Source organism: Massilimicrobiota sp. mt181 (assembly GCF_055420065.1).
On sequence record NZ_JBVAYN010000014.1, the window covers coordinates 34,353 to 56,439 of the forward strand.

At 30.8% G+C, this 22,087-nt stretch carries 25 protein-coding genes; 18 read left to right on the forward strand and 7 right to left on the reverse strand.

What is annotated here, in order from left to right; genetic code table 11:
• Window positions 1–2: 2 nt before the first annotated feature.
• The 4 genes from rpoD to ACZYT4_RS09075 are packed head-to-tail and all read left to right on the forward strand — an operon-like array spanning window position 3 to window position 3,173.
• Window positions 3–1,283 (forward strand): RNA polymerase sigma factor RpoD, encoded by a 1,281-nt coding sequence (rpoD, locus tag ACZYT4_RS09060; protein ID WP_463784859.1) that lies wholly within the window; start codon window positions 3–5, stop codon window positions 1,281–1,283.
• A 1-nt stretch (window position 1,284) separates the two neighbouring features.
• Window positions 1,285–1,968, forward strand: coding sequence for a tRNA (adenine(22)-N(1))-methyltransferase (locus tag ACZYT4_RS09065; RefSeq protein ID WP_463784861.1), 684 nt, complete (start codon window positions 1,285–1,287; stop codon window positions 1,966–1,968).
• Entirely contained in the window at window positions 1,958–2,701 is a 744-nt protein-coding gene (locus tag ACZYT4_RS09070; protein ID WP_463784864.1) for a Nif3-like dinuclear metal center hexameric protein, read from the forward strand. The genes ACZYT4_RS09065 and ACZYT4_RS09070 overlap by 11 nt, the downstream gene beginning before the upstream one ends.
• 16 nt (window positions 2,702–2,717) lie before the next feature.
• On the forward strand, window positions 2,718–3,173 hold the full coding sequence (locus ACZYT4_RS09075) for an NUDIX hydrolase (RefSeq protein ID WP_463784866.1): 456 nt from the start codon (window positions 2,718–2,720) through the stop codon (window positions 3,171–3,173).
• A 34-nt stretch (window positions 3,174–3,207) separates the two neighbouring features.
• Here the strand turns inward: ACZYT4_RS09075 and ACZYT4_RS09080 are convergent, their stop codons facing one another.
• Window positions 3,208–3,777 carry a hypothetical protein gene (locus tag ACZYT4_RS09080; RefSeq protein WP_463784869.1) on the reverse strand — a complete coding sequence of 190 codons (570 nt, stop codon included), beginning with the start codon at window positions 3,775–3,777 and terminating at the stop codon, window positions 3,208–3,210.
• 223 nt (window positions 3,778–4,000) lie between these two features.
• Between ACZYT4_RS09080 and ACZYT4_RS09085 the strand changes: the two genes are divergently transcribed.
• A complete protein-coding gene (locus tag ACZYT4_RS09085) occupies window positions 4,001–5,356 on the forward strand; it encodes an MATE family efflux transporter (RefSeq protein ID WP_463784871.1) in 1,356 nt (451 codons plus the stop codon).
• Between the two features lie 14 nt (window positions 5,357–5,370).
• On the opposite strand, the gene ACZYT4_RS09090 is transcribed toward ACZYT4_RS09085, so the two are convergent.
• Window positions 5,371–6,282 carry a 4-hydroxy-3-methylbut-2-enyl diphosphate reductase gene (locus ACZYT4_RS09090; RefSeq protein ID WP_463784875.1) on the reverse strand — a complete coding sequence of 304 codons (912 nt, stop codon included), beginning with the start codon at window positions 6,280–6,282 and terminating at the stop codon, window positions 5,371–5,373.
• Between the two features lie 81 nt (window positions 6,283–6,363).
• Here ACZYT4_RS09090 and ACZYT4_RS09095 point away from each other — a divergent pair, with 81 nt between their 5' ends.
• The 3 genes from ACZYT4_RS09095 (at window position 6,364) to ACZYT4_RS09105 (ending at window position 8,548) form a co-directional block, all read left to right on the forward strand.
• Window positions 6,364–6,510, forward strand: coding sequence for a hypothetical protein (locus ACZYT4_RS09095; RefSeq protein ID WP_463784878.1), 147 nt, complete (start codon window positions 6,364–6,366; stop codon window positions 6,508–6,510).
• Window positions 6,489–6,749 carry a MerR family transcriptional regulator gene (locus tag ACZYT4_RS09100; RefSeq protein ID WP_463784966.1) on the forward strand — a complete coding sequence of 87 codons (261 nt, stop codon included), beginning with the start codon at window positions 6,489–6,491 and terminating at the stop codon, window positions 6,747–6,749. Before ACZYT4_RS09095 ends, ACZYT4_RS09100 begins: the two co-directional genes overlap by 22 nt.
• A gap of 230 nt (window positions 6,750–6,979) precedes the next feature.
• Window positions 6,980–8,548, forward strand: coding sequence for a MutS-related protein (locus tag ACZYT4_RS09105; RefSeq protein ID WP_463784881.1), 1,569 nt, complete (start codon window positions 6,980–6,982; stop codon window positions 8,546–8,548).
• Here ACZYT4_RS09105 and ACZYT4_RS09110 read toward each other — a convergent pair.
• Together ACZYT4_RS09110 and ACZYT4_RS09115 are read right to left on the reverse strand one after the other, a co-directional pair.
• Window positions 8,541–8,894 carry a hypothetical protein gene (locus ACZYT4_RS09110; RefSeq protein WP_463784883.1) on the reverse strand — a complete coding sequence of 118 codons (354 nt, stop codon included), beginning with the start codon at window positions 8,892–8,894 and terminating at the stop codon, window positions 8,541–8,543. The two genes, ACZYT4_RS09105 and ACZYT4_RS09110, sit on opposite strands and share 8 nt — an antisense overlap.
• A gap of 113 nt (window positions 8,895–9,007) precedes the next feature.
• The gene (locus tag ACZYT4_RS09115; RefSeq protein ID WP_463784885.1) at window positions 9,008–9,631 is read right to left on the reverse strand and encodes a helix-turn-helix domain-containing protein; all 624 of its coding nucleotides are present in this window, start codon (window positions 9,629–9,631) and stop codon (window positions 9,008–9,010) included.
• Between the two features lie 298 nt (window positions 9,632–9,929).
• Between ACZYT4_RS09115 and ACZYT4_RS09120 the strand changes: the two genes are divergently transcribed.
• Both ACZYT4_RS09120 and ACZYT4_RS09125 read left to right on the forward strand, forming a co-directional pair.
• Window positions 9,930–11,300 (forward strand): DEAD/DEAH box helicase, encoded by a 1,371-nt coding sequence (locus tag ACZYT4_RS09120; RefSeq protein WP_463784887.1) that lies wholly within the window; start codon window positions 9,930–9,932, stop codon window positions 11,298–11,300.
• 2 nt (window positions 11,301–11,302) lie between these two features.
• Window positions 11,303–12,166, forward strand: a complete 864-nt coding sequence (locus ACZYT4_RS09125) for a deoxyribonuclease IV (protein ID WP_463784969.1) — start codon at window positions 11,303–11,305, stop codon at window positions 12,164–12,166.
• On the opposite strand, the gene ACZYT4_RS09130 is transcribed toward ACZYT4_RS09125, so the two are convergent.
• A complete protein-coding gene (locus ACZYT4_RS09130; protein ID WP_463784890.1) occupies window positions 12,139–12,399 on the reverse strand; it encodes a hypothetical protein in 261 nt (86 codons plus the stop codon). The two genes, ACZYT4_RS09125 and ACZYT4_RS09130, sit on opposite strands and share 28 nt — an antisense overlap.
• A 126-nt stretch (window positions 12,400–12,525) precedes the next feature.
• On the opposite strand from ACZYT4_RS09130, the gene tig reads away from it, so the two are divergent.
• The 7 genes from tig (at window position 12,526) to ACZYT4_RS09165 (ending at window position 19,004) form a co-directional block, all read left to right on the forward strand.
• Window positions 12,526–13,479 (forward strand): trigger factor, encoded by a 954-nt coding sequence (gene tig, locus ACZYT4_RS09135; RefSeq protein WP_463784892.1) that lies wholly within the window; start codon window positions 12,526–12,528, stop codon window positions 13,477–13,479.
• A 289-nt stretch (window positions 13,480–13,768) separates the two neighbouring features.
• Window positions 13,769–14,017, forward strand: coding sequence for an HTH domain-containing protein (locus ACZYT4_RS09140; protein ID WP_463784894.1), 249 nt, complete (start codon window positions 13,769–13,771; stop codon window positions 14,015–14,017).
• A 47-nt stretch (window positions 14,018–14,064) separates the two neighbouring features.
• A complete protein-coding gene (locus tag ACZYT4_RS09145; protein ID WP_463784896.1) occupies window positions 14,065–15,657 on the forward strand; it encodes a BglG family transcription antiterminator in 1,593 nt (530 codons plus the stop codon).
• A gap of 3 nt (window positions 15,658–15,660) precedes the next feature.
• Window positions 15,661–15,993, forward strand: coding sequence for a PTS lactose/cellobiose transporter subunit IIA (locus tag ACZYT4_RS09150; protein ID WP_227213897.1), 333 nt, complete (start codon window positions 15,661–15,663; stop codon window positions 15,991–15,993).
• Window positions 15,990–16,316, forward strand: coding sequence for a PTS sugar transporter subunit IIB (locus ACZYT4_RS09155; RefSeq protein ID WP_227213896.1), 327 nt, complete (start codon window positions 15,990–15,992; stop codon window positions 16,314–16,316). Before ACZYT4_RS09150 ends, ACZYT4_RS09155 begins: the two co-directional genes overlap by 4 nt.
• Window positions 16,300–17,610 carry a PTS sugar transporter subunit IIC gene (locus ACZYT4_RS09160; protein WP_463784901.1) on the forward strand — a complete coding sequence of 437 codons (1,311 nt, stop codon included), beginning with the start codon at window positions 16,300–16,302 and terminating at the stop codon, window positions 17,608–17,610. The genes ACZYT4_RS09155 and ACZYT4_RS09160 overlap by 17 nt, the downstream gene beginning before the upstream one ends.
• Window positions 17,611–17,612: 2 nt before the next feature.
• Window positions 17,613–19,004, forward strand: coding sequence for a 6-phospho-beta-glucosidase (locus tag ACZYT4_RS09165; protein WP_463784905.1), 1,392 nt, complete (start codon window positions 17,613–17,615; stop codon window positions 19,002–19,004).
• A 502-nt stretch (window positions 19,005–19,506) separates the two neighbouring features.
• On the opposite strand, the gene ispG is transcribed toward ACZYT4_RS09165, so the two are convergent.
• Complete coding sequence (gene ispG, locus ACZYT4_RS09170; protein ID WP_463784907.1) at window positions 19,507–20,568, reverse strand: flavodoxin-dependent (E)-4-hydroxy-3-methylbut-2-enyl-diphosphate synthase; 1,062 nt, start codon at window positions 20,566–20,568, stop codon at window positions 19,507–19,509.
• A 173-nt stretch (window positions 20,569–20,741) separates the two neighbouring features.
• Here ispG and ACZYT4_RS09175 point away from each other — a divergent pair, with 173 nt between their 5' ends.
• The gene (locus ACZYT4_RS09175; protein ID WP_463784911.1) at window positions 20,742–21,242 is read left to right on the forward strand and encodes a DUF6512 family protein; all 501 of its coding nucleotides are present in this window, start codon (window positions 20,742–20,744) and stop codon (window positions 21,240–21,242) included.
• Window positions 21,243–21,402: 160 nt separating this feature from the next.
• On the opposite strand, the gene ACZYT4_RS09180 is transcribed toward ACZYT4_RS09175, so the two are convergent.
• Window positions 21,403–22,008 (reverse strand): helix-turn-helix domain-containing protein, encoded by a 606-nt coding sequence (locus ACZYT4_RS09180; RefSeq protein ID WP_463784915.1) that lies wholly within the window; start codon window positions 22,006–22,008, stop codon window positions 21,403–21,405.
• Window positions 22,009–22,087: the final 79 nt, after the last annotated feature.

Consider the following 22,087-nt stretch of genomic DNA (forward strand, 5'->3'; position numbering starts at 1 on the left):
ATATGAAAAAAGATACAAAGAAGAAAGCAACACCTGTTACATTGGATGATTTAAAGAATCTGATTAAAGAAACAGCTGAAGCCATGGGTGGAAAATTATCTCAAGATGATCTAGATGCTTTTTTAACAAAATATGATTTAGATGATGAAGCAGCTGAAGAATTATTGTCATTTATCACAGATCAGGATATTTTAATTGAAGATGGACTGGATGCTTTAGATGATATTGATGATGATCAGTTATTAAGTGGAATGACAAGTGACTTGGATGATTTGGAAGCATTAGAATCATTAGACGATTTGAATGATTTAGATGATTTAGATTCAGATATTGATAATGATGTTTCTGATTTAGATTTCGGTGGAAATTTTGATATGTTAACAGGTGATACTGTTAATATGTATAATACAGCCGAGGAAGATGATTCTAATCAGCTGGGAAGTAATGTCAAAATCAACGATCCAGTGAAAATGTATTTAAAAGAAATTGGACGTGTAGAACTGCTGAGTCATGATGAGGAAATCTCTCTTGCTAAAAGAATTCTTGAAGGAGATGAAGAAGCTAAGAAGAAATTGGCTGCTGCCAATTTGCGTTTAGTTGTCTCTATTGCAAAAAGATATGTAGGGAGAGGAATGTTATTCCTTGATTTGATTCAGGAAGGAAATATGGGATTAATTAAGGCTGTTGAAAAATTTGATTATACAAAAGGATTTAAATTCTCAACATATGCAACATGGTGGATTCGTCAGGCGATTACACGTGCGATTGCAGATCAAGCGAGAACAATTCGTATTCCTGTACATATGGTTGAAACAATCAATAAATTGACAAGAGTACAAAGACAATTGATTCAGGAATTGGGTCGTGAACCATCAGCAGAAGAAATTGCTGAAAAGATGGATGGTATGACACCTGATAAGGTACGTGAAATCCAAAAAATATCTTTAGAACCTGTTTCATTAGAAACACCAATTGGTGAAGAAGATGATTCTCATTTAGGTGATTTCATTGAAGATGAAGGAGCTATGTCACCAGATGACTATGCTGCCAATGAATTATTAAAAGACGAATTAAATGAAGTTTTATTAGAATTAACTGATCGTGAGGAAAAAGTTTTACGTTTACGTTTTGGTCTTGATGATGGACGTACAAGAACATTGGAAGAAGTTGGAAAAGAGTTTAATGTCACACGTGAACGTATTCGTCAGATTGAAGCAAAAGCCTTAAGAAAGTTAAAACATCCTTCACGTTCTAAACGTTTAAAGGATTTCTTAGATCGTTAATATGAAACTATCAAAAAGATTACAAGCGATTGCCGACTTGATTATCAAATATAAACATGGGGATACCCTTGGGGATATTGGCACGGATCATGCTTATTTACCTTGTTATTTAGTCAATCAGCAGATTATTCAAAAAGCATATGCCTGCGATATTGCAAAGGGGCCAATACAAGCATCTATAGAAACGATTAAGAGTTATCATTTAGAAGAACAGGTTATTCCACTTTTAGGAAGTGGCATACAACCTCTTTTAGATAAAAAAGTGGATATGATCAGTATTTGTGGAATGGGTGGAAAATTGACAGTGGATATTTTAGATGAATATCCAGAATACATTCAAAATCAGCGTCTTATTTTACAGGCTAATGTTGGTTTAGAAATATTGCGTGAATATCTTTACCGTCATCAGCTGGAAATTATTGATGAGGATATCGTCAAAGATGCTCATCACATCTATGAGATTATTGTCTGTCAAAAAACAACACAAACATTGACATATCAGGAAGCAGATTTATATTTTGGACCTTGTTTAAGACAAAAGAAGAATGCCTTGTTTTATGAAAAATGGCAAAGACAATTACAAATCCATCAGAATATATTGACATCCTTAGATGAAGACCATCCACGTTTTCAGGAAGTATGTCATATCATATCAATGATAGAAGGTGAAATCAATGAAAGCTAAAGATATCATTCAGATTATGGAAAAACATTATCCACTATCTTTACAGGAAGAATGGGATAAATGTGGATTACAGATAGGTGATATTCATCAAGACGTTTCAAAAGTTATGATAGCCTTAAATGCTGATATTCAAACTTTGGATGAAGCAATTGATCAAGGCTGTCAAATGTTGATAACCCATCATCCATTTTTGTTGGATCCATTCAATAATATTGATAAAGATGATTTTATGGGGGCATTTATTTTCAAAGCAATAGAAAATCATATTGTGGTTTATAGCTCGCATACAGCCTTGGACAATGTATCGATGAATCAATGGCTCATTGAAGCTTTAGGTGTTCATAATATCGAACGTGGAGAAGATGGAATCACACGTATTGCCAAATTGAATACACCTATGAAAATGAACGATTTTATTGATTATGTCCAGGATGTTTATCAGTTACAACATTTCCAATATGCTGGCCATGTTGATGAAATTCGAACAGTGGCCATTTGTGGTGGAAGTGGTGCTGATTTCATGCCACAGTTTTATGGAAAAGCAGATGCCTATTTAACTGGAGATACAAAATATCGTCATGCCAAAAACGCTGTTGACCATCATATTCTATTAATTGATATTCATCATCATGCAGAAAAGATTATGGTTAAAAAATTAAAAGAATTGTTGGAAAAGGAAGTGAATATAGAGATAATAGAAGGAAGTTCTCCGGATTATTATCACTATCGATAGTATGATTTTAACAACAATGTGCTACATTCAAAAAGAAAATCAGACTTTAATGCTACACCGTATTAAAAAAGAAAATGATATTAACGGTGGTAAATGGATTGGTGTTGGTGGCAAATTCGAAGAGGGTGAAAGTGCTGAAGAATGTATGCGAAGAGAAATTTATGAAGAAACAGGTTTGACACCATTACAGCTTCGACTTCATGGTTTTGTTGTGTTTCCAAAACTTTACCACGGGCAGGATGAAGGCATGTTTGTTTATACCTGTCATGAATTTAGTGGAGATCTTCATGAATGTGATGAAGGTGTTTTAGAATGGGTGGATAATGATCGTATTTCATCTTTACCTATGTGGGAAGGTGATTATCATTTCTTTGAATGGATTCAAGATCAGAAATTCCATAGTGCTAAAATCGTTTATGAAAATGACTGCTTAGTGGAATATCAAGAAGATGTTTATGAAATAAAGATTTAAAAAAGATGAGTTCAAAACCATATTGTGGTTAGACTCATCTTTTTTGTTGAATCATATTTTTGAAATGTAGGCTTAGTGTATTGACAGGTTTATAAATCAGCATACCTATACAGAAACCAAGGAGATGTAATATAATTTCTTCAATGCTAAAAGTGAATTGAAGGTATTGAGTGATAAAGTCGATTAGAACCTGTATGACTTCAACTGAAAGAATAATCGCAACTCCTAAATAAAAACTTCTTTGATAACCTATGGCTTGTGTGAGGATATATCCTAATGGAAGAAAAGCGATAAGATGAAAAATACAAAAAAGTGATTGATGTTGAAAATGACTTAGAATACCAAGGAGTGACGTGGATCTTACCAAAAATGAGAGATCTTCTTGAAAATAAGAAGTGTCAACATTGATGGCTATAGGAAAAAATAGCGTACATATCAAAAAAGATATATAAGTGCCAATCAAGAAACTTTGTAAAAATGATTTCTTTTTATAAAGATAAAGAAAAAGACCAATTATAATTAGAATAATTATAAATAAATATTGAGGAAAAATAATAGCCTCAGTACTATATTGTAAATATTGCTGTAAATTAAATAATATCATAAATATCTCCTTTTTATAATGTACTGTGCCTATTATATATGGATTGGTATGACAAAAGTATCTTTTTGTTTAAAGTTTATGTCAACTTTTTGTAAAGAAAATTTTCAAATCGTGGAAATAAGCTATACGTATTAAAAAATCATTTATAATAAAAGAGAATATTGTCAAAAAGAAAAAACAAGACTACAATAAGAAGTTGTAGAAATGAGAGGGGGAGAAAATAATGGATCGAAGTCGTCAATCGACTGATTTGATTTATGGAAGTATCGCAAAATCAATATTCTGGTTTTCAATTCCATTGTTAATTGGAAATCTATTTCAGCAGTTATATAATACTGTAGATGCTTATGTTGTAGGGAACTTTGTCTCTAAGCAGGCATTAGCAGCTGTAGGAGCTTCATCGCCGATTATCAATATGTTGATTGGTTTCTTTATGGGACTCGCAACAGGAGCAGGTGTTGTGATTGCCCAATATTATGGAGCTAACGATCATAAAAAACTTCATCAGGCTGTGCATAGTTCGGCCGCTTTAACATTAGTGATGGCTATCTTTTTAACAATTGTTGGTCTTTTCATGACAAATCCACTATTGCATATGATTGGGATACCAGCCGATGTTTTTCCTGAATCTTCAACATATTTAAGAATTTATTTTGGTGGTATTACTTTTGCATTAATTTATAATATGGGGGCGGGAATTTTACGTGCGATTGGTGATTCTCGTAGGCCGTTATATTTTTTAGTTGCAGCCTGTTTGACGAATATTGTTTTAGATTTACTTTTCGTCAGAGTCTTCCATATGGGTGTGGCAGGTGCAGCGATTGCGACAGATATTTCTCAGGCATTAAGTGCACTGCTTGTATGTATGGTATTAATCAAAAATGGGGAAGTCTATGCATTACATATTAAAAAGATTCGTTTTCATCTGCCAATCTTAAAAAGGATTATTGCGATTGGGTTGCCAACCGCATTACAACAGAGTATTGTGTCTTTATCTAATGTTGTTGTCCAATCTTATGTTAATGCATTTGGATCTGATGTTGTTGCAGGATATTCAGTTACGATACGTATTGATGGTTTTGTCAACTTACCACTTCAGAGCTTTAATATGGCTATTACAACATTTGTTGGTCAAAATATCGGTGCTAAACAATATGATCGTGTGAAACGTGGCTCAAAGATAGCTTTGTGGATGACTTTTGCAGTGATTGCTGTGATGGCACTCTTCTTATTCTTCTTTGGCCGTCAGGTTATCAGTATCTTTAATAGCGATCCAGCTGTTATTGAAGCAGGATGGAAAATGTTATTTGCTTTTACAACATTTTATATTGTTTTACCGATTGTCCAAATTTATAATGGTGTTTTAAGAGGTGCTGGAAAATCTTCAGTTCCTATGTATATCATGGTTTTCAATTTCGTTATTTTAAGACAAATTTATCTGGCGATTATTACACAATTTACAAATGATGTTTCATTTGTCTTCTTTGGTTGGCCAGTTACATGGATTACAGCTGCCATTATGTTTATTATTTATTATCATAAGGTACAATGGTTACCTATAGAAAAAGCTTCTTCATAAGAAAAGAAGCTTTTTTAATCAAGAATTTTTTTTGTATCAATGACAGGTTTATGATATGTCTGCTCATCATTTTCATCAAATTGTTTTAAGAAGTCAATAATCTGATTAGTCAGATATGTAGGTGTAGAGGCTCCTGAAGAAACAGCAGCCTTTCTTTTTCCCTTTAATAATTGGATGTCTAGATCGTCAAGACTTTCAATCATATGGACTTCTTTTTTTTCTTTCGCAATAGCTGCCAGTTTTTGTGTGTTATTGGAATGAGGATCACCCACAATAAAAACAATATCAATATCATCTTCCATGTTTTTGATGGCTTCCTGTCTAATTTTTGTAGCAGTACAGGTTTCTTTTTCAATCATAACATGTGGAAGTATTGATTTTGCATATTCGCATAAATCATAAACATCATATAAAGACATGGTTGTCTGATTTGTCATCACATAATGTTTCTTTGGATCCATAGCTTGAATATCTTTTTGACTCGTAATCAGATGAACTTTCTTTTCATCAATAGATATGGCGCCTTCAGCTTCAGGATGACCCATTTTTCCAATATAGAGAATTTCATAGCCTTCACTTAATTTCTTTTTAATCAAATCATGTGTTTTAATAACATCTAGACACGAAGCATCTATAACATTTAAACCTTTCTCTTTAGCCTTTTGAAAGACCTGATCACTGGCACCATGAGCTGTAATAATCACAGTTCCTTCATTGATTTGATCCAATAATTCTAATCGTGTCTGACCGGGAATATCAATGGTTTGAATTCCTCTTGCTTTTAAAGCATCAACAATATATTGATTATGAACAATCATTCCTAAAATATAAATAGGTTGTTTTTCATTTTGTGCATTTTTGGCAATTTCAATAGCACGGACAACACCTTTGCAGTATCCTCTTGGTGTAATAGCTTTGACTTGCATGTGTTTCACCTCGACCACATTGTATCATAATTCCTTGCGATGGTGAAGAAATCTTTATATAATGAAAATAGGTGATTGATTATGCATATTCAACAAGTCTCTCAACAACTCCATTTATCTCGAAAAGCGATTATGGTTTATGAACAAAAAGTCTTATTCATCCTCAAAAAGATCAACGAGGATACCGAACTTATCAAAAAGAAGATATTGAGAGATTATTACAAATAAAATGCTTAAGGCAACTTGATTTTTCTATTTCTGAAATTAGAGATATACTTTTGCATCAACGCTATGATATTTTTGATTTGAAAAAAGAAGAATACGAAAAAAAGATTTTTGATATTAAAACGTCCTTACAATATATTGATGTGAAAAGGAATTTTATACAGAATCAGAAATGCCTTCATTTAAATGAACAGTTAGAACAGACAAAACAGTTAAAGAATGTGCAATTATCGGCAAAATAACTTTACCCTTTGATAAATTGATAATGGGTCTATCCGTTTTTATATATGCTTTATTTTTATGGAGGGAAGATACTTTTTTATCTATTTTGGCTTCTTTGGCTATGCTGCTTATTTTAGCTATTTATTTTTCTTCAACATTTCGAGTTTTTTATATAAAATCTATCTAAAAATAAAAAAGGATTGCCTTACCCTAAGGGAAGAGATGTAAAGTTATGATGAGGTGAGGTTTTATGATGATATTTTGGATGGCTATTATCTTGATGCTTATAACTGTTATGGTCTTAAAAGGATTATGGAATATCTTTATGCATCAACGCTTAGTTCGACTGTTTCCATATCAATTTGAAAAAGATGATATAGAATGGAACTATGAATATGCTAAAACATTAAAAGAAAAGGCAATATCTCAACAGGAGATTGATGATTTTCAATTATTAAAAGTTTTACAGAAATGTGATTTAACCTATACGAATATTGGTAGAGAATATATGTATGGGCGTATGTTATCAAAAAAGTGTGATTATCAGCTTTTGGAAACAATGGTTCAGCGATATCAGAATCCTCAAATTTTATCTGATACACTTTATCATTTATATCAATTAAGTCATGAGTATGATTCATGCTTAGGGTTGTTTCTGCACTCTCAAGTATTTTCGTTGTGGGAAAAAAGAATCATTATGTTTTTGGCTTTTTGTCCGATTCTCTTTCTTGTGCTATGGTTTTTCCTAGGAAGTCTGATTTTTTTACCGCTTTGTATATATGTAGCTTTAATGATTCTTTTAAATACTTATTGGAGTCAACGTACCAAGACAATTGTTACTGAAACAATGAGTTATTGTTTTATGATTGAAGCTTTATCACATTTGGTTAAGCATCATGTTTTTCCAAAAGAAGATCTTCAGACATTACAGCCAATGCTAAAAAAGGCCAAAAGATATACTGTTTTGGCACGTGTCATATATAAGATTTCTCAAATAGATGTTTTCTATCTCACACAAACGATTCAAAGTTTCTTTATGTTGTCATTACATCAGTATCTGATTTTATTAAAACATCAAAAAGAAATGGAAAGCTATATGCTGACCTTCTATGAGTATATAGGAACTGCAGATATGGCTTTAAGTGTTCTTCTCTTAAGAGAACGTTATGCAACTTGTTTGCCTGAAATAACGCAAGAAAAACAGCTGTCTTTTGTGGAAGCTTATCATCCTTTGATACAAAATCCAGTGAAAAATAGTTTTTCAACGACACATTCCTGTATGATTACAGGATCTAATGCCTCTGGTAAATCCACTTTTTTAAAGATGATAGGAATCAATATGATTATGGCAAAAACTTTGCATACATGTTTTGCGGATGAGTGGAAATATTATCATTTGACCATTCATAGTGCTATTCATATGAAAGATGATTTATCATCTGGAGATAGTTATTATGTGAAGGAAATTAAAACTTTGAAATTAATGATTGATGATGCGAAAAAAGAAGATTGTCTGATTTTTATTGATGAAATTTTAAGAGGAACAAATGAAAAAGAACGTGTGATGATTTCTCAAGCCATTTTAACATATCTTTTTCAAAGTTCATCATTGGTTATCGTCACAACACATGATTTATCTCTGGTTGAAAAATTTCCTCAGATTGATCAATACTGTTTCCGTGATACAATTGTTGATAATCAGCTTTCTTGTGACTATAAAATACATCATGGACGCTGTACTGTGGGAAATGCTATAGCGTTACTTCAAATATATGGTTATGATCCCCAAATTTTGGACACATTAAGAAAGCCTAACTAGGCTTTCTTTCTGGATACATGTGTTCAAATGTTTGGGGTTCTTCAACATGAACATTTTGATCAATATCTTTATCAATATCATCTAAATCAAAACTTTTAACTGCTTTGACAACACGAAAAGCAGTTTTTGCATTATGCAAAACAGGACGTAACTGATGAATGATAGGAATTAGCTGATTGGCTGTATAAAGTGTTTTTTGAGCTGTTTGAATTGTTGATGAAAGATTCATCTGGCGTAAAGAATACTTCATAGACTGCAAAAGTGATGGTTTTTGATAGAACATAGGCATTGGGGGATAATAGGGGTAAAAGTCAAATTGAGAATATTGTGGATATTGTGAATACATGATTAACACCTCCTATGTTAAGATATGTGGAAATAAAAAAGATGATACTTGTGTTTTGGATAAAGAAAAATAACGACTTTGAAGAGAAATCATCAAAATCGTCATGAGATATTTTATGTTCTTTGTTTATAAATGAGAAGATTCACAATACTGCCAAGCATGATATAAACAATCCAAAAAAGAATAAATCCCACATAAGAAGCATCAAGAAGAGGGTATGGAGCAGTTTCTAAGCCACCTGTCAAGATATTATATGCCATAGATAAAGGAATGAATGCTAATATCCATATATTTATGGACCAAAATAATTGTTTAGCTTTTGTCTGAGAAGATTGATCTGCTATGACCATACCAATACCATAAATCATACATCCAAAGATAATTAAAATGAGTCCGGTGAGTGTTGCTATGGCAGTCTGTTCTTCATTCCATATCATGGCAGCAACAATCAATCCAAGGGCATTCATTGTCGTTGCAACAATTGTAAAAATGACACCATTAGGTTTTTCGTGTACTGATATAGACTCATGAGGAGCGGGTTCAATACCTTTGAGTAAATAGTCTGTTGTCACTTCAAAAAAGTCACTCAATAAAATAATCTTTTCAATGTCTGGTAAAGTTTGTTCGCTTTCCCACTTAGAAACTGATTGACGTGAAACACCAATTTGATTGGCAAGTTCTTCTTGTGATATCCCTTTTACTTTTCTTAAATGTTGTATTCTATCAGCAATATTCATATATAGTCTCCTTTCTTAGGCACCTATATTATAACAAAGATTGTAGAAGCAATACTACCAACTGATGTGGTCATTTTGACAACTTCTACGTTCTTTTTGTCACTTATTTGTTTTTGCTTGATAAAAGGCACTTTATGATTGTATCTAGGATGGTTTGTCATATCAAGATGTCTGTTCAATATGTCTTTTTATCTTTTTGCTTTGGTAAATAATCAAAGAAAATATAAGATTTTATCAAAGTTTTTTGCTTTTTTAAAAGTTTTAGTGTATAATCATATGGCTAAAAGGAGGCGATTATATGAAATTATTTGAACAATATCAATTTCAACCATTTGTGAAAGAAACATTACAAAAGTTGAATTTTCAATCACCAACAGAAATTCAAAAATCAGTCATTCCACTTGTTTATAAACATCGCGATGTTATTGGAATATCACAGACTGGAACAGGAAAGACGCATGCTTTTTTAATTCCAATTATGGATATGATAGAAACATCAGCAGATTGTGTGCAGGCAGTCATTACGGCTCCTACAAGAGAATTAGCTCAACAAATTTATGATCAGGCAAAAGTTTTTACAAATTATAATAAGGATTTAAGAGTTTCATTAATCATTGGTGGTAAAGATAAACAAAAGACAATTTCAAAATTAAGCACTCAACCACACTTGGTTATTGGAACACCAGGAAGAATTAAAGATTTATCTTTAGATGAACAGGCTTTAAAGATTACAACAGCTGATATTTTTGTCATTGATGAAGCAGATATGACATTGGAATATGGTTATCTGGAAGATATAGATGCAGTATTGGGAAAGATGAAAGACAATTTACAGATGCTTGTCTTTTCAGCGACTATCCCACAGATGCTCAGACCTTTCTTAAAGAAATATATGGATAACCCTAAACTGATTGAAATAGATCAGCATTTATCAACATCACGAAATATTTCTCATTATCTGATTCCTACAAAACATCGTGATCGATATGGAGTACTGAAACATATCATTCAAATTATTGATCCATATATCTGTATTATCTTTTGTAATAAAAGAGAAGAAGTTGAAAAGCTGAGTCATCAATTACGAGAAGATGGATATAAAGTAGGGGAAATTCATGGGAATTTAGAGCCAAGAGAAAGACGTCAGATGATGCGTCGTATTAAAAATATGGAATATCAATATATTGTTGCGACGGATATTGCAGCAAGAGGAATTGATATTGATGGTGTTAGTCATATTATCAATATGGAATTTCCTACTGAATTAGATTTTTATATTCATCGTAGTGGACGTTGTGGCCGTGGAAAATATACAGGTGAATGTTATAGTATGTATGATACTTATAATCAAAAGATGGTAGAAGCTTTAGAAAAGAAAGGTATTCATTTTGAAGTTAAAGAGTTAAAAGGACAATCATTAACTCAAGGAAAAGAACGTGAAAAGAGAAAATCACGTGTTAAACATCAAAGTGATTTGGAAAAGAAAATTACAGCCATTGTACGTAAACCAACAAAAGTCAAACCTGGTTATAAGAAGAAACGTAAAAGACAAATTGAAGCTATGGTACAAAAAGAAAGACGTGCTATGATTAAAGAAGATATTAGACGTCAAAAGAAAGAACGCGCAAAACAGGCTCAACGAGAAAAACGTGAAAGAGAGGCACAATAATGATGTTAAAAATTGGAAGTCATGTATCTATGAGTGGTAAAGACATGCTTTTGGGTTCTGTTAAAGAAGCATTGTCTTATGGTGCGACAACATTTATGTTTTATACAGGAGCTCCTCAAAATACAGCTAGAAAACCGGTAAGTCAATTAAAAGTTGATGAGGCCAAGGCTTTAATGGAAGCCAATCATATAGATATTGATGATGTCGTTATTCATGCCCCTTATATCATTAATTTAGCGAATACATTGAAACCTGAAACTTTTGATTTGGCAGTTCGTTTCCTCAAAGAAGAAATTCAGCGTTGTGAAGCTATAGGTGTTCATCGTTTAGTCTTACATCCTGGATCACATGTCAAAGCTGGTGACGAAAAAGGTTTAGAACAGATTGTTAAAGGATTAAATGAAGTCTTAAGAGAAGATCAGAAAGTGCATATTGCTTTAGAAACAATGGCTGGAAAAGGTAGTGAACTAGGAAGAAATTTTGATCAGCTTCGTTATTTAATTGACAATACAAAGTATTCTTCATTGTTAGGTGTTTGTCTCGATACTTGTCATTTACATGATGCAGGTTATGATTTAACTCACTTTGATGATATTTTGGAAGAATTTGATCAAAAGATTGGTTTAGATCGTTTGCTGGTAGTTCATGTGAATGATTCTAAAAATGAAAGAGGAGCACATAAAGATCGTCATGAAAATATTGGTTATGGATATATTGGATTTGAAACTTTAAATAAAATTGTGCATCATCCTAAATTAAAAGATGTTCCAAAAATTCTTGAAACACCTTATATTGATGGAAAAGCTCCTTATAAAGATGAAATAGATATGTTTGTTCATCAGACATTTAATAGTGGTTTAAAATAATGATTTAATAAAAAAAGAATTTTTTGACAAGTGATTTCACTTGTCAATTTTTTAATATAGTTTTCTAATATAAAATGATATTGTTCGTGTGCTAAAGCATATTGATTATTTTTAATCATGTTGAGTATTTGTTGTTGAGTGTATTGATCAAGTTCAATACCAAATTCATCTAAAAGAAGCTGAAAATCATTGAGTTGTAAAGTTGATATATATTCGTTGTTTTTATTTAACATAATCTCCTCCTTATCTATATAACATATGCCTGAAAATAAAAATAAGAACAACTATTCATATAAACTTGATGAGAATAGCTGAAATATGTTAGAATGTTATCGTTTCAAAAAGAAAGGATTAGAGATATGAGTAAAGTTAATCAATTAGGAAATTATAAAGGTATTGAAGTGACAATCACTTCACGTCCTGTACATGACGAAGATGTAGAAAGAGAAATAGAGAATTTATTATCTCAAAAAAGTCAGCTTGTTGAAAAAGAAGGACTTGTAGAAAATGGTGATATCACTACAATTGATTTTGAAGGATTTAAAGATGGTGTGGCTTTTGATGGTGGAAAAGCTGAAGGATATCAATTGGAAATTGGATCTGGTTCTTTTATTCCTGGTTTTGAAGAACAAATGTTAGGAATGGAAAAAGGAGAAACAAGAGAATTAAATTTAACTTTCCCAGAAAACTATGGAGCTCAAGATTTAGCAGGCGCAGATGTGATTTTTAAAGTGACTGTTCATCATATTGCGCAAAAGGTAAAATCTGAATTGAATGAAGAATTTGTCAAGTCTTTCCAAATACCAGATGTTGAAACAGTGGAAGATTTTAAAAAGCAAATCAGAAAAAGTTTAGAAGGTCAAAATGAACAAACATTAAGAGCTGAAAAAGAAAATAAAGTTTTAGGTGTTTTGATTGAAAATAGTGATGTAGAAGTTGATGACGAAGATATTCAAAAAGCATTAGCGCAACATGTTCAATATGTGACAAATGAATTAGCACAGCAAGGTATGGCTTTAGAACAATATCTTCAAATGATGGGTATGGATATGGAAGCATTACATGCTCAATTAATGCCAGCAGCAAAACAACAGGCTATTTTTGAAGCAATTATTGATGAGATTGTGAAAGTTGAAAACTTAATGACAACTGATGAAGAAGTTGATCGTCAAGTTGAATTGATGTCACAACAATATCAAATGGATAAAAAGGATATTTTAGAAAAGATTGATTTGGAAGGTTTAAGACGTGATTTAAATCGTATTCAGGCAAGTCAGTTAATTTTAAATAGTGCAAAATTTATAGTAGAGTAAGATTGTCGAAAGGCAATCTTTTTTTATAGCTTATTGTATAAGTGAAATTTTGTAGTATACGAAGTCTTTATTTGTATGATTTTTTGATTTAATGATGTTATCTTTCTAGCACTTTTAATATAGAAATTTATAGTTATTTTACATAATAAGGAAAATATATATGTCAAAATATATTATAAAATATGATTATACAATTTGGAAATTACCATAATGATTATGGTATTAAATGGTATTTATTGGATATTTGAATTCTTTTATAATAAGGCTTGTAAAGGAGGATATAGAAATTATGAAAATAAATAAAAGGTATTTAAAGTATCTTGAATTGTTGTCTCAAGATAAGTATATGACGTCTAAAAGCTTATCTGAGCAGATAGGGTGTTCACAAAAAACAGTCCATAATGACCTAAAAATTATTAATCAAATCTTAGAATCCAATGGTGCGCAGATTGTGTCTAAGATTGGTTCGGGATATCTTTTAAAAATTGATGATAATTCTTTATATCAAACCTTTATAAATCAAAAAATAGAACATTAACGTTAGAGAGCAAATCAGAAAGAATACAGATTCTTTTGCAGTATTTAATGGTTAATAATGATCATTATACACATTTGGAATTTTTAGCGGACTTTATATATGTTTCGCGCACAACTTTGATTAACTTATTGGATGACATAAAAGGCATTTTATCAGATTATCAATTAGAATATTGCTCTTCAAGAGATGGAATTAAAATTGTAGGCGAAGAAATGAATTTCAGATTATGTCTTGTTAATAGTCTCATAAAAAAGGATGATACTTTTTTAGATAATCATAATGATACAATAAAAAAATTAGGAAATATTGTTAACAGCATTATTAACGAAAAATATCAAATATCCGATTTCTGTTTTCAAAATTTATTAGTCCATTTATTTGTTGCTTTGCAACGTATGAAACAAAACACTTATATTTCTCCCTTGAGTATTAATGAGATTTCTAAAATAAAGGAATATCCTGAATATATTTATGCTGATAAAATAATGAAAGATATTTCCCAAGAGTTCTCAGTCGATGTTACAGAGACAGAAATTTGTTATGTAACAATACATCTAGCAGCTAAAAGACTTTTGGAAAAAAATATGCTTGACAGTAAAGATGATATTGTTATTTCATCTGAAATACATAATCTTGTTACAGAAATTTTGGATAATGTTTATCAAACTTATCAAATAGATTTTCGTCACAATTTTGATTTATATGTAGCACTTTGTTTGCATTTTGTAACGTTGAATGTTCGTTTAAAGTATAATTTATTTCAACAAAATCCAATGTTAAAAAATATAAAAAATGAATGTCAATTGGCATATATTATTGCTTTATCAAGTGATCATGTTATTTTTAAGCACCTCAAGAGACATCTCAATGATGATGAGATAGCATATATTGCATTACATTTTAATTTGGCATTAGAAAAAAAAGAAATTAAAAAGAAAAATATTCTTTTGGTTTGTTCAACAGGATTGGGTAGTTCAGAATTTTTAAAATATCAATTTGTAAATAAGTTCTCTGATTATATTGAAAAAGCGGATGTATGTAATTCTTCACAAATTAAATATGTAGACTTAAAACAATATCATTATATTTTTTCAACAGTACCTATATTACAACATTTAGATGTTCCAGTGATTTATATTCATATGTTTTTAAATGATGAAGAGATTAAAACTATTCAGAAAACTTTAAATTATTCATCAATAGATATATGTATGTTTTATAGTTCACAATTATTTTTTTCGTATATTTCTAGTGAAAATAAAGAAGCAGTTATAAAGGAAATGATTGACAATATATCAAAAGTAAGAAAGGTAGATTCGTGTTTATATGATGAAATCATGCAACGTGAAAAACTATCTGTTACTGAATTTGGTAAAGGTGTTGCTTTTCCTCATCCTTGTCATCCGTGCACAGATGTCACGTTTGTGGCTATCGGTATTTTAAATAAGCCAATTGTCTGGAATGAAGAAAAAGTACAATTAATTTATATGCTTGTATTAGGAAGAGAACCAATTGATAAATCTATCATTCAAAATTTTTATGAAAAAACAGCAGATTTACTTATGAATCGTAAAAAAATAAAAACAATAATCAATCATCGTCAATATTCTATTTTCATTGAACAATTATTGGAGGAGTAAATCATGAATCAAAATATACAAATATCATTTAATATTATATTACATGCAGGAAATGCAAAATCTTTGTGCATGAAAGCAAATATAGAATCAAGAAATTATAACTTTGAACAGGCAAAAAAGTATATGGAGGAAGCTATGAATGAATTGACCATAGCTCATCAGATTCAAACAGAATTAATTCAAAATGAATGTAATGGAGAAGGAGTTAGCTTAAACTTAATTCTTATTCATGCACAAGATCATATAAATAATGCTATGCTAGCAAAAGAAAATAGTCTAGAGTTTATGGAACTTTACAAAAAAATTCAAATATTGGAAAGAGGTAATATGATATGAAAATTTTATTGGCGTGTTGTGCAGGAATGTCAACAAGCTTACTTGTTAAATCTATGCGAGAAGCTTGTCAAGCAGCACATAAAGATTATCAGATATGGGCAGTTGATCAAACAGCCATATCATCAGAGTTGGGAAATTTTGATGTTTTATTATTAGGACCACAAGTATCTTTTATAAAAGATGATGTAAAAAAAATGGTAGGGGATAGTGTGCCAGTAGAAATTATTCCATCCATTGATTATGGAAGATGCAATGGTGAGGCGGTAGTAAAATTCGCAGAAAAATTATTAGAAAAGGAGAAAGAAAATGAATGCGCTCGTTGACAAAATATCTAAATTATTAATGCCGTTCGCTAAATTCATGAATACAAATAAATATATAACAACTATTAGAGATACATTTGTGCTTTATATGCCATTTATTATGGTTGGTTCATTTGCAAGTTTGTTTTCTAGTTTATTGTGTTCAGATACGATTGGATTAGCAGCTATTGATATATTCTCATGGTTAACATTATTACAACCAGCCTTTAATGCTTTGAATTTTGCTACGATATCATGTATGTCATTAATTATTGTAGCCATTTTAGGTGGATTATTAGGAAAGAAAAATGGGATGAAATCGTATACTGCAGCAGGAATTGCATTTTGTTGTTATATCTCGTTAATCCCTCAAGAAGTTCAAGCAACAATTGATGAGGCATCAGCAATTGTGTCTAATACTTTATCAGCTTCGAGTTTAAATGCTCAAGGGTTGTTTTTAGCGATTTTTGTAGCTATTATTTCTGTAGAGCTATTTAGTTTCTTAATGAAATTTGAAAAAATAAAAATTAAAATGCCTAAAGAGGTTCCTGAAGGTATTTCATCTTCATTTAATGCTATTATTCCTGCGGCAATTGTATTATTTTTAATGGCTATTATAGGAGGAATGTTTAAATCAGGAACGGGTTATTATATCAATGAATGGTTCTATAATGTTTTACAAGCACCATTTCATTCAATTACTGAAACACCACTTGGCCTTATTATTATTGTATTTATGACACAAATTTTATGGTGGTTTGGAATACATGGTGGTATGGTAATGAGCTCAGTGACAGAAGGGTTAATGATAGCAGGTTTAGCAGCCAACATTGAAGCGGTTAATAGTGGAGCGGTTGCTACACATTGGTTTACAAAAGCTTTTAATGTTACCTTTTTAGCTGCTGGAGGAAGCGGTATTGTTATTTCGTTACTCGTTTGTTTGATTTTGTTTTCGAAAAGAGATGAGCATAAACAAATTTCTAAAGCATGCCTTATTCCTGCATTGTTTAGTATTAGTGAACCAGCTATGTTTGGTCTACCAATTATTTTAGATCCAATTCTATTAATTCCATTTGTTTTAGCGCCTATCGTTACTGGCTTGTTTGGATATGCTGTTCATTACTTTGGTTTACTTGCATGTAGTACAGTTGATCAACCATTTGGTCTACCAATTTTCATTCGACCATTTGTTGGTTACCAAAGTTTAAATGTTATTTGGATATGTTTAATGGTTTTTGTTATTGCATTTTTGATTTATTTACCATTTGTACTTATTTCAAATAAATTATATGAAAAAGAAAAGAAAGGAGAATAGTTATGAGAGATAAGTTAAAAATTGTTACAATTGGAGGAGGAAGCAGTTATACACCTGAATTAATGGAGGGATTTATTAAAAGATATCATGAACTTCCTATTAAAGAAATTTGGTTGGTGGATATTGAGGAAGGAAAAGAAAAAATGGAAATCGTAGGAAATCTTGCACAACGTATGTGGGATGCTGCTGGTTATCCAGTAAAGGTTCATTTGACATTGGATCGAAGAGAAGCATTAAAAGATGCTGATTTTGTAACAACGCAATTTAGAGTTGGAAGATTATATGCACGTATTAAAGATGAAAGAATTCCATTTTCTTATGGAATGTTAGGACAAGAAACAAATGGTGCTGGAGGTATTTTTAAAGCTTTTAGAACTATACCTGTTATATTAGACATTGTTAACGATATGAAAGAACTGTGTCCGAATGCATGGTTAATCAATTTTACTAATCCATCTGGAATGGTTACTGAAGCTATAATTAAACATGGGAAATGGAAGAAATGTATTGGTCTTTGTAATGTTGGAGTTAACTTAATGATAAGAGAACCAGAAGCATTGGGAATGTCTCAAGAAGATTGCATTTATCGTTTTGCTGGGCTTAATCATTTTCATTGGCATAGAGTTACAGATAAATATGGAAATAATTTGAAAGACAAAATAGTCCAGAAAACATATGAAGGTGTTGATATGGGTGTGCCAGTTAATATTTTGGATATTCCACCAGAAAGAGAGCAACAAGAAGTGATGGACTGTATACCTTGTGGTTATCATCGTTATTATTATAATTATGATGTTTTATATCAACATGGATATGAAGAATATTTGAGAAATGAAACTAGAGCAGAGATGGTAAAGAAAACAGAGGATGAATTATTTGAATTATATAAAGATCCAAATTTAAAAGAAAAACCAAAATTACTGGAGAAAAGAGGTGGAAAGAATTATTCAAATGCAGCATGTGAGTGTGTTAGTGCAATATACAATGATAAACGTCATATGATGGTAGTTTCTACTCAAAATGATGGAGCAATAAGTTGCTTAGCTAATGATAGTATTGTAGAAGTATCAGCTTATATCACTGGGCAGGGAGCTCAACCTATAGCTTGGGGAGAATTTCAATCAGCTGAGAGAGGTTGGTTACAACTTATGAAAGCCATGGAAGAATGTACAATAGAGGCAGCAATAACTGGTAATTATGGTATGGCTTTACAAGCTTTTATGATGAACCCATGCATCATTAGTGGTCATAATGCAAAACAAATGTTGGATGAAATGTTAGTTGCTCATGAAAAATATCTCCCACAATTTAAAGATAAAATCCAAGAGTTAAAAGCACAAGGTGTTTATCCTAAAGATCCAGTTGTAGTTGATTTAATGAAAAATAATTTATAATATAAATGAATAAATATATACAAAGTAATATACCCATATGTTGTTGTTTTAATATAAACATTTTAATTGAGTAGAAGTTACAATAAAACATAATATATTTTAAAAAGAGCAGTGCTATTAATAATACAAATTAGTACTGCTCTTTGATATTGGTTATATTGATATATAATGAAATATATTAATTTTTTGTATTTGAAAAGATAAATAAAACATATAAAGGATTTATCTATTGTGGGAAATGTTTCATATAAGTTGCTGAGAAAAATTTATAAATATAATCTTGATGAAAATAATAAGTTAATTAAAAATAGTATTGTTTATAAGATGTTTTTTTTAGAAGAATATCAATATTTCTGTATATGAAAGCAATATTGGCTAAATAGATATACTAGATTTTTTATATAAACTTTTGTTATTAGAGGTTATATTGTTTGCGATTTAAGATAAAAATTAGTTACACATTCAAAGAAGTGATAATATTATAAAAAGCAATGACTTTTGATCATTGCTTTTCAACCATTTTTAATATTTCTTCTTTTAAAACCTGAACCATATCTTCCTGTTTCACCTTTTTAATGACTTCACCTTTTTTAATCAATAAACCTTCTTTAACACCACCAGCAATACCAATGTCAGCATGTTTAGCTTCACCAGGACCATTAACAGCACACCCCATAATGGCTACTGTAATATCGGCATGGATTGTATTGAGGAAGTCTTCGATTTCACTAGCAACAGGAATTAAATCATATTGAATACGCCCACAAGTTGGACAAGAGACCAATGTTGGGACATCATCAATCAGTTCCAATTCTTTTAATAATGTTTTCGCAACCTTGATTTCTTCAACAGGATCAGCACTTAAAGAGACACGAATTGTATTCCCAATTCCCTGATATAATAATGTACCAATACCTAAACTTGATTTGATTGTTCCACCAAGTTTTGTTCCTGCTTCAGTTACACCAATATGTAAAGGGCAATCAAAAGTCTGACTGGCAAGAGTATAGGCTTCAATTGTTAATAATGTATTAGAAGATTTTAATGAAATGGCATAATCATGAAAATCTAAAGATTCTAAAATATCAACATGTTTTTGTGCGCTTTCTATCATACCTTGGGCTGTTGGTTTCCCATACTTTTCTAAGATATCTTTTTCTAATGAACCACCATTCACACCAATACGAATGGGAATATGTTTATCTTGACATGCTTTTACAACAGCTTTGACTTTATCCATAGAACCAATGTTTCCAGGATTAATACGAATTTTATCAATACCATTTTCAATAGCTAATAAAGCTAAGCGATAATCAAAATGAATATCAGCAATTAAAGGAATATGAATTTGCTTTTTGATATCTGCAATCGCAAAAGCATCTTCTTTATCAAAGACAGCAACTCTCACCATTTCACAACCTGCTTTTTCCAATTCATGAATCTGTTGCACAGTTGCTTTTACATCTTTTGTTTTGGTATTACACATAGATTGAATGATGACATGATTATTGCCACCCATTGTTAAATTTCCAATTTTGAAAGATCTTGTTTGTGTTCTTAACATAATATAACCTCGTTTCTGTTTTCATTATACACGAAGTCATTCAAAAAAGAAATCCATTCTATACTAAAGAAAAATCATTCTATTAAAGAAATGCTATTCAATATAGAGATTTATAATCACCTAGTCATTGAATAAGAATCGTCATATTGTCATATATATAAATGGTGATATGTATGATATTGATTATATCCAGTTTAGAATTTTTACTGGGAACAGCTTTACATTTTCTTTATGATCTTTTCCCTTATCCCATCATATCTCTTTTTGCATCTACAAATGAAAGTGTTTTTGAGCATTTAAAATTATTGGTTTATCCTATGCTTATAGGATATCTTGTCATTTATCTTATTAAAAAGAAAGAGATAAGAAAATATAGACAAGCTATGTTATGGGGAATTGTCAGTGGTTTGTTAAGTTTATTGTTTATCTATTATTTTGTCCGTTATGGTCTAGGTATAGAAAGTTTGATTTTTGATATTGTTTTGTTATGGATGGCATTGTTTATAGGAAATTCTATATCTTTACATTTCTATTGTTATAGTAAATCATCTTTTCCTATATTAGAAACGATATGTCTTATCATGATTGTGATGATTATGATCATTGGAACATTATATCCTCCTCAAGTTCCATTGTTTCAAGAAGAAAAAGTGACAGTGAGGTTGTTTCAATAACATTTTGAAAACTATATAAAAATAGTGAGATAACAGAAGGACTGTCATCTCAAAATAGATGAGTTTTGTTTTACGATTTGAGGGATATTCATCATCATTGTTGAGGAGTACTCATGTTTCTTGAAAATTGAAAAATAGAATCAATAAGATTTGATATTTATCAAAAAAATAATATAAAAAGAGCATAGATTTCAATAAGATAACCTAAAACACGAGCAAGTTTCTTACTTTTGAGATATCCTAGTTTTTGATATGTTTCTGGTGTACAGAATGGAAATAAAATCATTGTCATACCTAGGCATAACATTCCTGCTCCTGTCAAATAGTTTTTTTGAAATGGTAAATTGGGAAAAGCGCTGACAAATAAAAGGATAACAGATAAAGCTATTCCAAGATAAAACCATTTTAATTGTTTTTGAATTTTTTCTAAAGCCATATCATGAGATAATTGACATTTTAAAGAACAATAAGCCTTTGACTGTGTTTGATCTAGAAAATATTGAGCTTTTTGTCCACAATAACTACATTTGATATGCTGATTAGTAATCGGAATAGTCTTAGAAATCGTTTCTTTTGTATGAGTTAATTCGGATAAACTGATTTGAAATAAATCAGCTAGTTCAATAAGATTCTTCGTTGTTGGTTCACTTTGATTTCTTTCCCATTTTGAAACTGCCTGTCTACTTACACCAAGTTTTTCAGCAATATACTCTTGTAATAGTTTCAGTTTCTGTCTTTCATTTTTAATATTTTCGCCTAATGACATATTGTAGTCCTCCTTTGATTTTATTATATCAAATTGTAGAAAAGAAGCTACCAACCCCTTGTCAACTATTGGTTTCCCT

Bases quoted from the DNA above. Each gene is read 5' to 3' on its own strand.
- rpoD (WP_463784859.1), top strand. From the start codon at position 3: ATGAAAAAAGATACAAAGAAGAAAGCAACACCTGTTACATTGGATGAT.
- ACZYT4_RS09065 (WP_463784861.1), top strand. From the start codon at position 1,285: ATGAAACTATCAAAAAGATTACAAGCGATTGCCGACTTGATTATCAAA.
- ACZYT4_RS09070 (WP_463784864.1), top strand. From the start codon at position 1,958: ATGAAAGCTAAAGATATCATTCAGATTATGGAAAAACATTATCCACTA.
- ACZYT4_RS09075 (WP_463784866.1), top strand. From the start codon at position 2,718: ATGTGCTACATTCAAAAAGAAAATCAGACTTTAATGCTACACCGTATT.
- ACZYT4_RS09080 (WP_463784869.1), bottom strand. From the start codon at position 3,777: ATGATATTATTTAATTTACAGCAATATTTACAATATAGTACTGAGGCT.
- ACZYT4_RS09085 (WP_463784871.1), top strand. From the start codon at position 4,001: ATGGATCGAAGTCGTCAATCGACTGATTTGATTTATGGAAGTATCGCA.
- ACZYT4_RS09090 (WP_463784875.1), bottom strand. From the start codon at position 6,282: ATGCAAGTCAAAGCTATTACACCAAGAGGATACTGCAAAGGTGTTGTC.
- ACZYT4_RS09095 (WP_463784878.1), top strand. From the start codon at position 6,364: ATGCATATTCAACAAGTCTCTCAACAACTCCATTTATCTCGAAAAGCG.
- ACZYT4_RS09105 (WP_463784881.1), top strand. From the start codon at position 6,980: ATGATGATATTTTGGATGGCTATTATCTTGATGCTTATAACTGTTATG.
- ACZYT4_RS09110 (WP_463784883.1), bottom strand. From the start codon at position 8,894: ATGTATTCACAATATCCACAATATTCTCAATTTGACTTTTACCCCTAT.
- ACZYT4_RS09115 (WP_463784885.1), bottom strand. From the start codon at position 9,631: ATGAATATTGCTGATAGAATACAACATTTAAGAAAAGTAAAAGGGATA.
- ACZYT4_RS09120 (WP_463784887.1), top strand. From the start codon at position 9,930: ATGAAATTATTTGAACAATATCAATTTCAACCATTTGTGAAAGAAACA.
- ACZYT4_RS09125 (WP_463784969.1), top strand. From the start codon at position 11,303: ATGTTAAAAATTGGAAGTCATGTATCTATGAGTGGTAAAGACATGCTT.
- ACZYT4_RS09130 (WP_463784890.1), bottom strand. From the start codon at position 12,399: ATGTTAAATAAAAACAACGAATATATATCAACTTTACAACTCAATGAT.
- tig (WP_463784892.1), top strand. From the start codon at position 12,526: ATGAGTAAAGTTAATCAATTAGGAAATTATAAAGGTATTGAAGTGACA.
- ACZYT4_RS09140 (WP_463784894.1), top strand. From the start codon at position 13,769: ATGAAAATAAATAAAAGGTATTTAAAGTATCTTGAATTGTTGTCTCAA.
- ACZYT4_RS09145 (WP_463784896.1), top strand. From the start codon at position 14,065: ATGGTTAATAATGATCATTATACACATTTGGAATTTTTAGCGGACTTT.
- ACZYT4_RS09150 (WP_227213897.1), top strand. From the start codon at position 15,661: ATGAATCAAAATATACAAATATCATTTAATATTATATTACATGCAGGA.
- ACZYT4_RS09155 (WP_227213896.1), top strand. From the start codon at position 15,990: ATGAAAATTTTATTGGCGTGTTGTGCAGGAATGTCAACAAGCTTACTT.
- ACZYT4_RS09160 (WP_463784901.1), top strand. From the start codon at position 16,300: ATGAATGCGCTCGTTGACAAAATATCTAAATTATTAATGCCGTTCGCT.
- ACZYT4_RS09165 (WP_463784905.1), top strand. From the start codon at position 17,613: ATGAGAGATAAGTTAAAAATTGTTACAATTGGAGGAGGAAGCAGTTAT.
- ispG (WP_463784907.1), bottom strand. From the start codon at position 20,568: ATGTTAAGAACACAAACAAGATCTTTCAAAATTGGAAATTTAACAATG.
- ACZYT4_RS09175 (WP_463784911.1), top strand. From the start codon at position 20,742: ATGATATTGATTATATCCAGTTTAGAATTTTTACTGGGAACAGCTTTA.
- ACZYT4_RS09180 (WP_463784915.1), bottom strand. From the start codon at position 22,008: ATGTCATTAGGCGAAAATATTAAAAATGAAAGACAGAAACTGAAACTA.